This is a genomic window from Pseudoalteromonas sp. NH0006-26 (genome assembly GCF_057552415.1).
Genome location: NZ_BAAJMJ010000005.1, coordinates 12,381 through 27,766, shown reverse-complemented (window position 1 = coordinate 27,766; position 15,386 = coordinate 12,381). Strand labels below are relative to the sequence as shown.

At 40.6% G+C, this 15,386-nt stretch carries 13 protein-coding genes; 3 read left to right on the top strand and 10 right to left on the bottom strand.

The annotated features are described in order from the left end of the window. Positions 1-233: 233 nt before the first annotated feature. Positions 234-482 carry a hypothetical protein gene (locus AC27JR_RS08945; RefSeq protein ID WP_008114111.1) on the bottom strand — a complete coding sequence of 83 codons (249 nt, stop codon included), beginning with the start codon at positions 480-482 and terminating at the stop codon, positions 234-236. Positions 483-641: 159 nt separating this feature from the next. After that, positions 642-2,135, bottom strand: coding sequence for a succinyl-CoA:acetate CoA-transferase ScpC (scpC, locus tag AC27JR_RS08940; protein ID WP_487173374.1), 1,494 nt, complete (start codon positions 2,133-2,135; stop codon positions 642-644). A 387-nt stretch (positions 2,136-2,522) separates the two neighbouring features. On the opposite strand from scpC, the gene AC27JR_RS08935 reads away from it, so the two are divergent. Then, a complete protein-coding gene (locus tag AC27JR_RS08935; protein ID WP_487173373.1) occupies positions 2,523-3,119 on the top strand; it encodes a hypothetical protein in 597 nt (198 codons plus the stop codon). 47 nt (positions 3,120-3,166) lie between these two features. Here AC27JR_RS08935 and AC27JR_RS08930 read toward each other — a convergent pair whose 3' ends face one another. Both AC27JR_RS08930 and AC27JR_RS08925 read right to left on the bottom strand, forming a co-directional pair. After that, the gene (locus AC27JR_RS08930; protein ID WP_131690813.1) at positions 3,167-3,718 is read right to left on the bottom strand and encodes a flavodoxin family protein; all 552 of its coding nucleotides are present in this window, start codon (positions 3,716-3,718) and stop codon (positions 3,167-3,169) included. A gap of 111 nt (positions 3,719-3,829) precedes the next feature. Continuing rightward, positions 3,830-5,521: a cyanophycinase gene (locus tag AC27JR_RS08925; protein ID WP_487173372.1), complete on the bottom strand. Its 1,692-nt coding sequence runs from the start codon at positions 5,519-5,521 to the stop codon at positions 3,830-3,832. Positions 5,522-6,013: 492 nt separating this feature from the next. Between AC27JR_RS08925 and AC27JR_RS08920 the strand changes: the two genes are divergently transcribed. Together AC27JR_RS08920 and AC27JR_RS08915 are read left to right on the top strand one after the other, a co-directional pair. Then, a complete protein-coding gene (locus tag AC27JR_RS08920) occupies positions 6,014-6,928 on the top strand; it encodes a M14 family metallopeptidase (RefSeq protein WP_487173371.1) in 915 nt (304 codons plus the stop codon). A gap of 35 nt (positions 6,929-6,963) precedes the next feature. Beyond that, positions 6,964-7,371 (top strand): hypothetical protein, encoded by a 408-nt coding sequence (locus AC27JR_RS08915; RefSeq protein WP_076919169.1) that lies wholly within the window; start codon positions 6,964-6,966, stop codon positions 7,369-7,371. 27 nt (positions 7,372-7,398) lie between these two features. Here the strand turns inward: AC27JR_RS08915 and ccoG are convergent, their stop codons facing one another. The 6 genes from ccoG to AC27JR_RS08885 all read right to left on the bottom strand — a co-directional run bounded on the left by ccoG (position 7,399) and on the right by AC27JR_RS08885 (position 15,385). Then, the gene (ccoG, locus tag AC27JR_RS08910; protein WP_487173370.1) at positions 7,399-8,781 is read right to left on the bottom strand and encodes a cytochrome c oxidase accessory protein CcoG; all 1,383 of its coding nucleotides are present in this window, start codon (positions 8,779-8,781) and stop codon (positions 7,399-7,401) included. 153 nt (positions 8,782-8,934) lie between these two features. Then, positions 8,935-10,353, bottom strand: coding sequence for a sigma-54 interaction domain-containing protein (locus tag AC27JR_RS08905; RefSeq protein WP_487173369.1), 1,419 nt, complete (start codon positions 10,351-10,353; stop codon positions 8,935-8,937). A gap of 56 nt (positions 10,354-10,409) precedes the next feature. Next, positions 10,410-11,711 (bottom strand): ABC1 kinase family protein, encoded by a 1,302-nt coding sequence (locus AC27JR_RS08900; RefSeq protein ID WP_487173368.1) that lies wholly within the window; start codon positions 11,709-11,711, stop codon positions 10,410-10,412. A 64-nt stretch (positions 11,712-11,775) separates the two neighbouring features. Then, a complete protein-coding gene (locus AC27JR_RS08895) occupies positions 11,776-12,330 on the bottom strand; it encodes a YceB family lipoprotein (RefSeq protein ID WP_008114082.1) in 555 nt (184 codons plus the stop codon). A gap of 99 nt (positions 12,331-12,429) precedes the next feature. Further along, entirely contained in the window at positions 12,430-15,114 is a 2,685-nt protein-coding gene (locus AC27JR_RS08890; protein WP_487173367.1) for a DUF349 domain-containing protein, read from the bottom strand. Continuing rightward, a complete protein-coding gene (locus AC27JR_RS08885; protein ID WP_008114080.1) occupies positions 15,104-15,385 on the bottom strand; it encodes a YeaC family protein in 282 nt (93 codons plus the stop codon). Before AC27JR_RS08885 ends, AC27JR_RS08890 begins: the two co-directional genes overlap by 11 nt. Position 15,386: the final 1 nt, after the last annotated feature.

Genomic DNA, 15,386 nt, shown 5'->3' with positions numbered 1-15,386 from the left:
AGGGGCGGTTTAATCGCGGCGCGAGGTTTGTAACCTAGTGGGCTAAGTCAAAAACGAGCAACAAAGAGTAAATCGCCCCTAGGCAGAACCCTTCGGGCAGCGCCTGTTTGGCATTGATGCTGCGTTATCGCCTATTTATGGGGAATAACCACACCACATAGGCGCTGCCTTGCCTAAATACCAAACAGACTGCTGCAAATTTAACCTTGAAAGGTCAACAGACCCTAGAGGTATTAATGCTTACGCCCTACGCCGTTGCGCACCATGTCTTGGCCGCTTTGAAAAATCTCTTCGGTAATTTCACGGGCTAATAAAAGTTGTTGCTTGTCATCAAACACCGCGACAAAACGGCTGCCGTCGGCATTATTAGTTGCCATGCCGACGCCTGCTACGCCAGTTAAACCTAAGCCGCCGTTTTCCACTTGCAGTAAAAAGCTTTCAAGTTCAGCGAGAGTGTCGATTGCGGTTAGTTTATTTTCCATTATGGTTACTCTGTATGTTGCTCGCCACGGCGAGTCTGTAAATAGTATGCAGTTATTTTACAGCACACAGTAAAAACTTAAACCACCTTATGGCAAAACAATAACACCGCGCTATAAAGCATCATAAACTAAAAACCCCGCAAATGCGGGGTTTATGTATTAGCTTTGCTTCATTGTGCCTTGTTGTTCAAGGCGTGTATGCCAGCTGAATGCTTCTTCTAAAATATGAGGCGTATGGCCGCCACGTACACAAGCACGCTCGTAGTAATCAAGCATGGCGTTGCGGTAATCTGGGTGCACACAGTGCTTAATGACTTCAATTGCACGTTCGCGTGGTGCTAAACCACGTAAATCAGCTAGGCCTTGCTCGGTTACTAAAATATCAACATCGTGCTCGGTATGATCAACATGGCTTACCATAGGCACAACGCTTGAAATAGCGCCACCTTTAGCAATTGATTTAGTTACAAATACTGATACATGGGCATTACGTGCAAAGTCGCCTGAGCCACCAATGCCGTTCATCATTTTAGTACCACACACATGGGTTGAGTTAACGTTGCCGTAAATATCAAATTCTAATGCAGTGTTAATTGCAATAATACCCAAACGACGCACAATTTCTGGGTGGTTCGACATTTCTTGTGGGCGAAGTACTAGTTTATCGCGGTACTTTTCAAGGTTATTAAATACTTGCGCGTTACAACGCTCTGATAAAATAATTGAACACCCTGATGCAAAATTAAGTTTACCCGCATCAATTAAATCAAAGGTAGAATCTTGTAGTACCTCTGAATACATAGTGAGGTCTTTAAAATCAGAGTCTAATAAACCCATCATTACTGCGTTGGCAATGTTACCTATACCGGCTTGTAATGGGCCTAGGTTTTCAGGCATACGCTCTTGTGCTACTTCTTCTTTAAAAAAGTTCACTAAGTGACGTGCAATAGAGGCTGTATCTGCATCTGGGTCGGTAACGGTTGAGAATGAGTCACTTTGATTGGTAAATACAATACCCACAATTTTAGCCGGATCAATTGGAATTGCAGTACTACCAATGCGGTCATCTACTTTCACTAGCGGCACTGGCGTACGTGTAGGACGATAAGATGGAATATAAATGTCGTGCAGCCCTTCAAGCTCTGGCTGGTGTAACATATTAATTTCTACAATTACCTGTTTGGCAAAAATAGCAAAGCTGGCTGAATTGCCCACTGACGTTGTAGGTACTATGTGGCCTTCTTCGGTAATAGCAACGGCTTCAATGACCGCTACATCAGGCATCGTTAACTGATGATTACGCAGCTGTTCAACGGTTTCAGATAAATGCTGGTCAATAAACATGACCTCACCGTTGTTAATCGCTTTACGTAATGTGCTGTCTACTTGAAATGGCATACGACGCGCTAACGCACCTGATTCAGTTAGTAGCTTATCTAAGTCGTTTCCTAATGACGCGCCCGTCATTAGGTTAATTTTCATTGGGTTTTCACGCACTCGCTCGGCAAGCGCACGTGGTACAGCTTTCGCTTCACCGGCACGAGTAAAACCACTCATACCCACGGTCATACCGTCTTTAATAAATAAACTGGCCTGCTCTGCAGACATTACTTTGTTGTGTAAGTCGCTACGACGAATTCGTTCTAATTGCATTTGGAACCCCTTAAACCCCATTTTTATTTGGCGCTATTCTAAGTATTTCCTTATGCTTCGTAAGCTAGACCTAAGTCTCATTTACGCATAGTTGGTATAAAAACGTTGAAGAGCGCTTTAATTTTGTACACTTTATTACTTAACTTATTGGTGATAATAAGGTTAAAATACTAAAAAACGCATACAACTATTTAACTCACCGAGTTTAAAAACAAACAAAACCAATTAAAATCAACAACTTAAAAATTCAATCAGGAAGGTTGAAATTTTTAATTGTATAAAAATTTAGCCGCGCTATGCGGAGCTTACAAAATAATAAACTGCTCATTCATTGGGCAGTAACCTTGTGAGGAATAGAATCCACAATTTAGGTATTAAGGAAAATACATGGATTTGTCTGACGAAGAAATTAACTTTTTATCTGGCTTATTTGAACCTAGTCAAAGTAGTGCATTAATCAATGAAACAAAGTTAACAGTACAAGCATCAATACCAGAGGGTATTGCGCATTTACTTGGTCAAGCTAAATTAACCTTATTAGCAGAAGTAGCCCACTACCAACTATGGTTCCCACTTCAATTTAAAACCGATGAATTAGGCCATTTCAGTACCGTATTAGAAGCCCCCGAAGTAATTGACACTAAAGGTATTCAGCGCAGCTGGCGGTTGAGCGAATTAAATATCCAAAGCCAAGGTTTTTGCATTGAATCTATATCAAGTACGGGAATATTTTTAAAACCCACATCAGTTCACAGTGAACTTGATGAGTTGCAGAATATGCAATTTATTTTACCTAACGAAGCGGCGATATCATTAGACCTAGAACCAGTTAGGCAGAGTAAGTGTGGCATAGCAGCAAAAATTAAACACATTCACCATGGTAAAGAGCAGCTAAGAGCGTATTTATTTGAAGTTCATAAACGTCAATTTTCAAGCTTATACCAGCTAGAGCACAAGCAACAAAAATTGGAATTATCAAACTAAAAAAGCCACACAATGTGGCTTTTTTAACTTATTTTATCGAGTGACTTTTACTTTAAGCGTTTGGCTACATCAGCTACACGTTCGCCGTATAAACGAGCCGTTTCTAAATCGCCTGATGGAATTGCAGATTCATCTGCATCAGTAGGTGATTGCACTAATACGCCAACTGAACCGCCTAAGTTATTGATGTCTTGACGAGTTGATTCCAGTTTATTGGCCGGTGGTAACCCTAGGCTTACCCAAATTCCACCATGTTGCGAAGCCAATGTTTGCATACTAATTAGGGTGACTTGTTTATCGCCATTTAGGCTGCCGCTATTAGTAAACCCGCCAAATACTTTGTCTTTCCACCCCATGGTAAACCAAACTTTAGAGGTAGCATCAACAAACTTTTTAAACTGCCAAGGATATGAGCCCATATAGGTAGGTGCGCCAAATATAATGGCATCTGCATTGTTTAATGCATCCCAATCGGTGTCTTTTATGTCGCCATTCTCATCGATTGCAATAAGCTGAGCGTTTGCTCCATCAGCTACAAATTCAGCCACTTTTTTGGTATGGCCATATCCCGAAAAATAAATAACCGCTACTTTACTCATGAACCTTCCTTTTGTTGTGATTTAATAAACACGCTTTAAATATAGTATGGCCGCTAAAGTTAAAATCAACTAAGCAGCGTGTTTAATTAAATTAGCTTGCGTGGCATTAAATTAAAAGGTACTCACTGCAATTTCTAAATTACTCACCGCACAGCCATACTGCGCAGCACTAATACGATGATATGCCGACTCAGGCGTGGTAGATAGGCTAATAATAAACTCACCTTGCTGACCAACAGCCGTTTGTTCTTGGCTAAGGCACATGGCTTGCGTTAAAGAGCGTAATTTTGCATCCGTTAAAATACTGCCAAAACGCTGAACTGGTAAAGGCGGTATTTTAATTGCTGGTAATGCTTGGCTAATACTGCGCTGACTTAAGGTAAAATCGTTATTTTTAATATCAATCACACTGCCAGCAGGCCAATAAGAGTAACTATAGGTTTTAGTTTTAACCTGAGCTTGCCCTGTTGATTTAACCATCACTACTCCATTTTTGCCAATTACAGTCATTAAATTGCCAGCTTCAGATTTAATCACCACTAAGGCTGTGGTTTCGTCTACACCAAAACCGAATGTCGGCTGAGCTTTGTTTGCGTTTAAGTCGTCGAGCAAAGTGCCTAGTCTTAATGTACGGTTTCGCTCGCTAAAGTGTGTATCGAGTACACCGTAACTAAATGTGCCTAAACCCCCAAAGCGGTTGTAAGTTAAACCATCGCTGTTTGAGCGTTCACTTGGGGCATCAATGGCTTGTGCGCCTTCTTTCAATGCCGACAAGCTAGTGCCATTGGTGATCATCACCACAGTCCCGGCGTGGGCTTGCCCACCACTTTGCACCGCGGTACCTGCACTTGTTCCAACAATAACAGGGCGAGACTGTAATGCTTTTGTCCAAGGGTAAGGCTGGTTATTTTCATCAAATAATACTTTTCGAGTTAGGCTTTGATCGCCACCATTAAACATCACACCGGTACTGTTTTTTATTAGCTCTACTAAAGCGTCGGTGCCTTTTTTACACAATTGATATTCAGCTTGTGTGCGATCAGGGTAAATATGTTCGCGTTGATATAGCCCCATTTCTGAGTGCCTAAGCGTGGTTAAATCATCACACTTGTTGGTGGTTATTGCTTTAGCAAGCGCAGGGGTTAATGCAAGCCATTGCGATTTTACATTAGGGAAGCTTAGTAATCCTTCGTAAAAATCAGCAGATTCATAAGGGTCTCTGCTTGAGGCGGTAATGGCTAGCATACTCGGGTTAGTATCATTAACTTTTAAACTTCCCGATATAAACTGCAAAATCTCTGTCGCTGCCGATTCGCTATTAAGCGCAGTATTTACCTGCTCTTTTAGTCGCTTGTTGTCGCTTTTTATTTGAGCTACTTCAAGCATATCTAGTACAAAATTGTATTCTTGATCCGATAAACTATTGAGCTGTTTGCTATCAACATCGCGCCACAACCATAACAGCTCTTTTTTCGATAACGTGGTCGATGATTTAGCCTGCATTGTTGCTAAATTTTTAATAGTATTGTTTTTAGCTTGGCTATTTTTACTAGGCCACTGTTGCTTTATTTGACTAATTTTAGTGTGGGAGAGCGCAAATACATTATGCGTTTTACCCGAAATTTGAGTATTTTTTTCACAGTTTTTAGGACTTAAACTGGCACATGTTGTGAGAGCTCCCCCCACTAAAACAAGAGTTTGCTCTGACTGTTTAGCTAATAAATGGGTTGGAAATAAAGAAAAAAAAGCAATAACAAACGCAATTTCAGAGGGAAACTTAAAAGATAAGAACTGTGGTTTCATTATAATTGGCCTCATTTTATACTTACTTAACAGCCTAGTTAAATAGATTGAATAACTTGCTATCAGCGTTCCAGCGCGCAAAACTATCACTGCGTTGATGAATTTGTCAAAACGTTTTAATAAACTTGTTTTCACCCAATCAGCATTGACATATACCTATCAATAACTTACCTATTTGGAGCTGCCAAGCTTATTAGTTCAAATTAGTCCTATTTGGATATACCCCCTTCAGGGTGTATATGCTGCTTCATAGACTATTAATAAATAATATCACTATTGCATACTATGACTTACCTAAACACCTAACGAACTGCTGAAAATTCATTACCGATAAAACAAGCTAGAGCAGTTAAGAATACAATTGTCATAATTTTTAGCTCATCGTATATACTTGCGCGTTATTTTAGTCAGCGTTAAGCTAACGCTTTATTTTCGTCATTATGGTCTATGTGCTCTATAGCCCCCAGAGATAATTCAACGTAAAGGTTTAATATGAATAACAGTAGTTACCCAATTGGTACGCCTGGTGAGAAGTGGAACAACAATAATAAAATCCAATGGCTTGCGGCACAAAAAATTAAGCGCAGTTATCAACAAGACGTCGTCACTTTAATTGATGAACTTAAAAACACTCTAGAAGTGGAGCAATACGGTGAGCTTAATTATGCCGCAGGTAGCTACCCTTTGTACGCGTTAAAAACTGTTAATTTTGATACAAACAAAGCCACCGTTTTAATTACGGGCGGCGTACATGGCTACGAGACCAGTGGTGTTCATGGCGCTTTAAGATTCGCTAAAACACTGGCAAATCAGTACGCTGAACACTTTAATATTGTAATTACCCCCTGTATTAGCCCATGGGGTTATGAAACAATTAATCGTTGGAACCCAGATGCGAACGACCCTAATCGCTCTTTTTATGAAGGCAGCCCAGCGCAAGAATCAGCGGCAGTGATGAGCTATGTGCAATCGTTAAACACGCGTTTAATTGCTCACATCGATTTACATGAAACAACCGATTCAGATAACAGTGAATTTAGACCTGCACTTGCGGCTCGTGAAGGCAAAGTAAACACCAACTGGAACATTCCTGATGGCTTTTATTTAGTGGCTGATAGCAACAAACCTGAGCCCGCTTTTCAAAAAGCTATTATTGAACACGTTGAAAAAGTAACGCATATTGCACCTAGTGATGAAAACCAGCAGTTAATTGGCGTTCCACAAACGCAATTTGGGGTAATTAATTACGCGGCCCGTGATTTAGGCCTATGCATGGGATTTTCTGAAGCAGCGTATGTGACTACCACCGAGGTGTATCCCGACAGTGCAACCGCTAACCCTGAAGAGTGCATATTAGCGCAAGTTGCTGCAATTTCTGGTGCCTTAGACTACATTATTAATAAGTGATCGGTACACTGGATAATAAATAAAAGGAGCGGCTATTGAAATTTGAAAATAACTACGGCAGTTATAGCTTGCGCGTTGAGGGTAATATAGTTATTGGGCAGTTTAAAGGTAACTTAAATCCTGAGTTATTAAACCATTTTAAAGCCGCTCTATTAAATACCATTGAACCGTTTAAGCATTTACCCTGGGGTTATATTAGCCACTCCCCAGAAGTGATTGCTGCTACCCCCGATGCAGAAAAAAACATGGTAGATGTAAGCCAAACAATGGGGACTAATAACTGTTTGATCAGTGCGTTTGTTCTCACCTCTCCTATCGCTATAAGGCAATTACAGCGGATCATGCATGGCTCAGGTCGTGATGCTCATTTACAAGATTGCTTTTTTAATGATTTTCAAAGCGCCAAAGCATTTGTAACAAAGCAACTACCCTTAGCAGATTAAGATTATTAATTAGCTAAGGGTTTAAGGTTAATTTTTATAAAACTGGCTGTCTTTAGTAATAGTGATAGCGGGGTCTTCTTGCGAAGTGATCACAAAACTCAGCTTACTCACCTTGCGTGCTAAATCGTAGCCGTCTGCAGTCACCGTTACCGGCACACTTTTCATCAGCCCAGGCTCTACTAATATAGCATTTGGGCTTTGCAATGTAGCCCCCTCTAAACCGCTAATTGAAATTGAATAATGCAGCGGTTGCTGAGTTTTATTGATAATAGTGAGTGTATAAGGATTTTCAACTAAGCCTTCGTAATTTACCCGATACAATGCGTTTCTATCTCTAAGCACCGAAGCTTCTATGGGAGTGCGTTGTAACATCCAAGCAAACATAGATAAAATTAACAACCCAGTTAACGCCCCATAGCCTACAAGTTTAAGCCTAAATGGATTGGTTTTTTGCCCTGCCATTTGCTTTTCACTGGCGTATTTAATTAAGCCTTTTTCGTAGCCAAACTTTTCCATGGTGTCGTCACAAGCATCAATACATAAACCACAGTTAATGCATTCATATTGCAAGCCATTGCGAATATCAATCCCTGCTGGGCATACTTCCACACATAAGTTACAGTCTACGCAATCACCTAAATTAAGCGTTTTAGGATCGGCTTTGCGTTTACGTGGGCCGCGATTTTCTCCACGCTCGCTATCGTAAGTAACCACCAGCGTGTCTTTATCAAACATCACCGATTGAAAGCGCGAATAAGGACAAGCCACAGTACACATTTTTTCACGTAAAAAGCCCGCATTTCCATAAGTACAAAACGCAAATAAAAATACCCAAAAACTGGTGATCCCAGACCACTCTAAATTTAACATTTCTAGGTACAAGGTTTTAGCGGGGATAAAATACGCTAAAAATGAGGTCGCCGTAAGCACCGAAATAACCAGCCAAGCACTGTGCTTAGTGATTTTTTTTCGCCATTTGGTAATATCCCACGGGCTCTTATCAAGCTTAATACGCTGGTTACGCGTACCCTCTATACGTTGCTCAACCCAAGAAAACATTAACATCCAAATGGTTTGTGGGCAGGTATAACCACACCATACTCTACCAAGCCAGTTGGTAGCAAAAAATAGGGCAAACGCACCCACCATAAACAGCATGGCTAAAATCATAAAGTCTTGAGGGAGCAAAGTAAGGCCAAAAATAGTAAACTTTTGGGTGGCCACATCCAATAAAACCGCTTGCTGACCGTTATATTGAACCCACGGAATGGCGATAAAGCTGAGCATTAATAGCCAGCCTAAATTACGGCGTATACGTTGAAAAAAACCTTTTTGCTCGCGTATATAAATAGGCCCCTCTTCTTTATAGGGCTTAATGATCATGTCTTCTTCTTTAATATCAAACTTCATGCTACTTACTTCATAGTGACGGGTATTGAGCAAGTATTTGCAACTTTCAGACCACACTGAAAGTTAACTTAAAGCATTGATATTAAATGACTTTAAAAATAACACCGAACTATAACATCGCGATATTTAGCGACTATCGCGATATATCGCGAATTAACTATTGCGGCGAAGCCCGAGTTTCTGCATTTTTGAGCGTAAGGTGCTCTCTGGTAAGCCCAACTTATTTGCCGCGCCTTGTTCACCTGCAATTTTCCAATTACACAATGCTAATACGCTGCTTATATGCTGTTTTTGTACTTCATCAAGTGTAAGCGTTGGGTTTATGGCGTTATCATCGCCCGCTTTAAGCGACTGACTTAACTGTAATGTAGAGTGTTTAGATAAAATAGCTTCTCGTTCGAGTACATTTTGCAGCTCTCTGATGTTACCCGGCCAGTCATAGGCTTGTAATTGTCTGATCGCTTTTTTACTTAACCCTTGTAATTGTTTACCTAAGCGCTTATTTATTTGCGCAATTAAGTTTTGACACAAGTACGGAATGTCTTCTTTTCGCTCTTTAAGTGCAGGCACATTAATGGGAAACACATTTAAACGGTAATATAAGTCCATTCTAAACTGCCCTGCTTGTACCATTTCCCACAAGTTACGGTTGGTTGCAGCAATGATGCGAATATCGACTTTTAGGGTTTGACTACCGCCAACACGTTCAAATTCACGCTCTTGTAATACCCGTAATAACTTACTTTGGGACTCTAATGGTAGCTCTGCAATTTCATCTAAAAATAAGGTGCCTTGGTCGGCAAGTTCAAAACGCCCTTTACGACGCTCGTTCGCCCCAGTAAAAGAGCCTCGTTCGTGTCCAAACAGCTCAGACTCTAATAAACTTGGAGTAAATGCCGCACAATTAACTTTTATAAACGCCTGCTCATTGCGCTTACTTAATCTATGTAAGTTACGTGCCACCAGCTCTTTGCCAGTACCATTTTCGCCAAGAATGAGTACGGTGCTATCGGTTTCACTCACTAACTGTATTTGATCTAACATGCGTTGAAATACATCACTGCGACCAACTAGCCCAGAATCTTGCCAATCCTCGTTAAGCTCGGCAATAAGGTAATCGTTCTCATCTTTTAACTGCTCGCTTAGATGCTTTACTTGAACTAACGCTTCGTGCAACTGGGTTTGCGTTTGCTGTTGTGCTGATATATCGCGAAATACTGCCACAGCACCAATAAGCTGGTTATTTTTATAAACGGGGGTGGAAGTGTACTCAACGGCAAAGGCACTGCCGTCTTTACGCCAAAATACTTCGTTTTTTACTTCGCGGCGTTTGCCATCAAACATAGTGCAATAAATTTGGCACTCATCGGCAGGGTAAGGGGTGCCATCGGCATGGCTATGATGATGATATTGATGAATTTTTTTGCCTAATAATTCATCGGCCGTCCACCCAGTCATTCGCTCTGCGGCTGGGTTTACAAATACCGCATTACCGGACAAATCAAATCCGTATATACCCTCACCTACCGCATTGAGCAATAAGGTAGGATCGTTTAAAAAGTTTTTTATCATAATACGACCTCGCGAAATATCGCGAGTATTATGCCAATTTTATCATGCTTTAGCACTTAATAATGGCTAAATAACGCCTTAATATTTATTTTGGCTTCTAAACGCGCTGCAATTAAATATAAGCCAGCTAATTTGCGATGAATAAACAATGCATCCACAGGGGGAGTATGCCACTGCTGCGACTGTGCGCTTAACTGTAATCCGGCATCTTTGATGTTGCTAGCAAGTTCACTGTTTTTAAAATCAAACTCGCCATTATAGCGAAGTGGCTCGCAAGCCATTAAAAATAAATCAATCACGCTTTCTTTATAATCATCTTTTAAAGCGTCTTTAAAGTAACCAATTGCAGTGGCGGCATTGAGCACGCCTTCACGATCATTATTACTGCCGGCTTTAAACAAGGCTAAATAGGCATCACTGAGGGTAGCTGTAATTTCTCGGGTGGCACCAAAATCAAATAACACAATTTTTTGTGACTCTGGTTGGTAATGAAAATTAGCAAAGTTGGGGTCGGTTTGAATTAACTTAAACTCAAACATTTCTTTAAAGAACAAATCAATTAGTTGCTCTGCAACATGGCTTCGCTCAGCAGCGGGTAAATCACAAATGCCTTCTATGGGTTTGGCATCAACATACTCCATTGTAAGCACCTGTGCAGTGCTGTGCTCTACATACACACTAGGCACTTTAAAGTGGGGGTTAGTCGATAATAAGGTTTTATAGCGTGCTAAATACTGTGCTTCTAGGGTGTAATCAGCCTCAGCTAATAACTGTGCTTTCGCTTCTTCAACTAAGGGTTTTATATCCAATTCTTTGGGCAATAATCGCGATAAAGTAAGTAAAGTGATCACGTTATCCACATCGCTCACCACACTTTTTGCAATACCTGGGTATTGAATTTTAACCGCTAATTGAGCACCATTTTCTTTATAAGCCAAATGGACCTGCCCAATTGATGCTGCTGCAAACGGTCTCAGCTCAATATGAGAAAAACGCGATAACCAGTCATCCCCCCATTGCTCTTTTAGCACGCTCACTAATTGCTTATGTGGCATTGGGTTGGCATCGGCACGCAACAAAGACAGTAACTGAGCAAGCTCGGGGGTTAATAAGTCGCCTGCATCCATTGAAAGCAGTTGCCCAAGCTTCATTGCCGCACCGCGAAGATGCGATAGCTGAGTGGCTAAATTTTCAATATTTTTCGGCTGGAGTAATAAGCTTTTATTATCCCAGCCTTTACCACTAAGCGCACTTTTGGCACCACCTACTAACATATTTGTGGCAACACCGGTGGCTAATGAGCCTAACTTTGCAAATCGTGAAAGTCGAGAGGTGGGAACGGATCGCTCATTAGCCATAATTAACCTAATCTATTAATAATAAGGTCAACTTATACGTTTTATTGCGCTTATTGGATCTAAATTATAACCGAGGCACTAGCTTAATAGCGCCTTCGACTACTTTTAAATCTAAGGGTAAATTACTTAACAATGCCATTTTAGGGTCGTTCATATTTAACTTATAAACAGGGTTAACCGCTAAAAAGGCATTCATAACTTCCATCGCCTCATTATCTAATAACCCTAAATTACCTTTAAAGCCACCGGCATCAATACTTGAATCGAGTAACTTAACATTACGTAAAAATACGGCTTTTTTCTCGCTATCATAAAAAGGCGTGCCTTGTATTTGTAACTTTAAACGCACAGGGTACTTTAATGCAAAGGCATTTATTTCGGCGCTCGAATCAGCACCTAATAAAACATAATCACTGTTGTCGGGGCCAATATTAACGCTTAAATCATTCACATCAAATTGGACTGGTAGCCCCATCAGGCTGACTTTTTCACTTAATTTAGGTAACTCTTTATTTAGTAATGACTCAACCTCTGAATTTGTAAATGAATAAACCGAAATACCCTGAGTGCTGTTACAGGCAGTTAAAAATAATAGTGAAATAAAAACAAAAATTTTCATGCAAAACCCTATTCATTAATCGTCTTGGCAGTAAGTAGCCATAATAAAAAACCGCTTTAATAGCGGTTTTTTTATTTTAGTTGATAAAAGTCATTGCGCTTACTTTACAGCAAAAATAACTTTTAACCTTGCTAGTGTGTCAGTTTTGACTGAACCTTCGCTGAGCGCTATTAATTGCTTTAAATAATAGTTTAAATCAGCGTGGTCACCACGGTGTTTGTCATCTAGCATTGCCACTTGCTCAACCATTCTCTGCGCTGAATCATGCGAACTGACGTTAGCCAGTATTTCCATACGCGTGAGCAACTGCTCGGTACTTAATGCCGTTTTTACCGCACCAGTAAACTGGCTTGGCACCGGCTCATTATTCTCAAGCGCAACAAATAATGCGTCTAAGTTAGCCTGCTCATTTTTAGCAACTAACCCTGTTAGCTTTTCATCTATGGCTGACAACAAAGCGGATACTTTAGGCGTTAACGATTTAAATGGCATATACCCTTTAACTTTGGTTTGCAGATCAAGTAACTGGGCTTTACCTTCAACACTATTTAAAGCCGCCTCTAGCTCATTAAGTTCAGCTGTAGCCTGCTTATCTGACTCACCTTGCTCGCGTTTTTGCTGCTCAAACTCTTCGCTGCGTTTAGTAAATGTTGCATCATTAAACTCACGGAATTTTTGCCACAGTGCATTCTCAGCTTTTAAGCCTGCAAAACCTATACTCTGCCATTGTTGCTGTAACTGCTTTAACTGCTGACACGCCTCTGCTAGATTGTCACTTTGCGATAGCTGTTGCGCCTGCTCAACAAGCTCATTTTTAAGTGCAGCATTGCCTTTGTGAAACGCATTAAGTGAAGATACAACAAGCTGTTGCTCTGCCTTATAACGCTCGTTTAATACGCGGTATGTTTTAGGATCAACTTTACCTACGCTACGCCATGCTTTTTGTAATCGGTTATAGTGACTTTCAAATTGTTTCCAATCTAAATCAGCATCTTCTGTCGCTTGTAAATGCAGTGCATGCATTTGCGCTATTAGTTGCTCACGCTCTACTTTAGCCGTTTCTCGCTGGCTTTCTTGTTCTGCAAAATAACTGCGACACGGTGCAAACAGAAGCTCGATTTTTTCATCAAACTCATTACCTTGCTGCTTTTCTTGCTCTGTATCAAGGCGTCCTAACTCGTTCCAACGCTTTCGCAATACTTTAACTTGATCAGCACGCTGTTGCGGATCGTTGCAAGGCTCATCAACTAACAGTGTAACTTCTTCTAAAAGTGCAGCGCGCTTAGGAGCCGCTGCATACTTTTGCCAGTCTTTAGCATCGGCTAATTGCGCTTCTAGGTCGGCTTTTAAGTTAACCAGTGGCTGTTGATACTTTTCAGTTAAGGCATTGTATAGCTCTTTGAAGCCCTTAAATACGCCAAATGCAACATTAAAACGACCTTCTTCAATTAGACGTTTAACATCGCGCGCTTTTCGCTTAGCTTGGCTCTGGGTTTTTTCTAGCGGCTTTGTCAGTTCGCTCATTGCGGCTAAAAACTGCTTCTTGTGGCTGTTAAGCTGAGTTTTGAATGACGCTTGTAAATCAGTACTAAGTACATTTAGGTGACTACGTGCAGTTTTAAATGTGTCATTGAACGCTGTTAACTGTTGATCGTAATCGTTAAGTTGCTCTGCAGGTTTTATTTCACTAAGCGTACTATAGGCGATTTTATACTCTTTAATAGCCGTAGTTAGCTCAGGTAACTTAGCAACTTGTGAGAATAGCTGCTCAAGCTTATTAATCACTTGTTTTGATTGCTGATCAGCCATCAGTTGCGTTTTATCTAGCGTATCTTTCGCTTGCGCTACTTTTGCATTAAGCCAATCTTGCTGAATTTGCTCTGGCGTTTCTAATCCTAACTGTAATGCATTTTCAATTTCTTCACTCAACGCTTCTAACGTGGCTAATGCTAAGACTTGGCGCTGTTGTTGCGCTAAACGTTGCTGCTCTATTTCGTGCTGCGCTTTCAATGTGGCAATGTGAACATCAAGCTTATCGGTAATTGAAATATATTTAGCATCAAGGGTTTTTACATGTTCTTCGTTTAGCCATTTTAACTCTAGTGCTTGCCACTGTGCCATAAGTTCGGCGGCTTGTGGGTCAACAATAGCGTAGTCGTGTTTATCACGCAGTGCATTAAGCTTGGCTAAAATAACGCGGGTAGCATTTTCAACTTGCGCTGGCATTTCAAGCGCTAAACGCTCGTTTTCAAGATGGCTTTCAAGGGCCGTTTTAGCTTCACCTTGAGCATGCTTTAACAAAGCTTTAGTTAACTGCTGCGTAATGACTAAGTCAACTAACTGCTTTTGCAGCTCTTCATTGGCTTCTTTAAAGGCTTTTTCAATCAGTTTAGGGTTTGCTAGGCGTTTTAATAACTTTACTCTTACTTGTAACTCTTTTTCTGCAAATGCCAGTTTTTCAAGGGTTTTAACCGGTGCAAAACGTTCAATGTACTCATTTTTAATCTGCGCCGATAAGCTACTTTCACTGTTTAATACAGCAGACGATATTTGCTGCTCAGCTACATCTTTTAGTGCCTGATCTTGCTTGTAAGCTTTCCACCAAAGCGGTAAATCGTTTACTTTTTGCAGTGCTTTGCGGCGAATTTCAGCCGATGAGTCTTCAAGCGCTAAGGTACTTAAAATTGTTACGTCGCGTGCTACATCAAGTTTCTCAATCGCATCTAAACGAACTTGTTGCTTCGGGTGTTTCCATTTTGGTGTAAAAAGGTGTTTAAAGATCATTTTCACTGAACCTAGCTATTTCGTTATCTGATTTAAATTCTTTTTGTAGTTGCGCTTTGGTTTTTTGGATCATTTCTCCATCTGCACCAATGGTAAACTGCTCGTTTGATTGTGCTACTTTTGCTTGATACAACATCACAAGTTGCACTGTTTGTTGTTTTTGTTCATCTGATAAAGGTGTGCCATCTGGCCACTTTCCTGTTGATGCACCATATTGTAGGCGCTCAAATAATTCTGGAGTAATATTCTGTACTAAGTTGTCAATATTCATG

Coding starts and splice junctions, on each gene's coding strand:
- AC27JR_RS08895 (WP_008114082.1), bottom strand. CDS start 12,330: ATGAAAATTTTTGTTTTTATTTCACTATTATTTTTAACTGCCTGTAAC.
- AC27JR_RS08920 (WP_487173371.1), top strand. CDS start 6,014: ATGAATAACAGTAGTTACCCAATTGGTACGCCTGGTGAGAAGTGGAAC.
- AC27JR_RS08925 (WP_487173372.1), bottom strand. CDS start 5,521: ATGAAACCACAGTTCTTATCTTTTAAGTTTCCCTCTGAAATTGCGTTT.
- ccoG (WP_487173370.1), bottom strand. CDS start 8,781: ATGAAGTTTGATATTAAAGAAGAAGACATGATCATTAAGCCCTATAAA.
- scpC (WP_487173374.1), bottom strand. CDS start 2,135: ATGCAATTAGAACGAATTCGTCGTAGCGACTTACACAACAAAGTAATG.
- AC27JR_RS08885 (WP_008114080.1), bottom strand. CDS start 15,385: ATGAATATTGACAACTTAGTACAGAATATTACTCCAGAATTATTTGAG.
- AC27JR_RS08900 (WP_487173368.1), bottom strand. CDS start 11,711: ATGGCTAATGAGCGATCCGTTCCCACCTCTCGACTTTCACGATTTGCA.
- AC27JR_RS08935 (WP_487173373.1), top strand. CDS start 2,523: ATGGATTTGTCTGACGAAGAAATTAACTTTTTATCTGGCTTATTTGAA.
- AC27JR_RS08945 (WP_008114111.1), bottom strand. CDS start 482: ATGGAAAATAAACTAACCGCAATCGACACTCTCGCTGAACTTGAAAGC.
- AC27JR_RS08930 (WP_131690813.1), bottom strand. CDS start 3,718: ATGAGTAAAGTAGCGGTTATTTATTTTTCGGGATATGGCCATACCAAA.
- AC27JR_RS08905 (WP_487173369.1), bottom strand. CDS start 10,353: ATGATAAAAAACTTTTTAAACGATCCTACCTTATTGCTCAATGCGGTA.
- AC27JR_RS08890 (WP_487173367.1), bottom strand. CDS start 15,114: ATGATCTTTAAACACCTTTTTACACCAAAATGGAAACACCCGAAGCAA.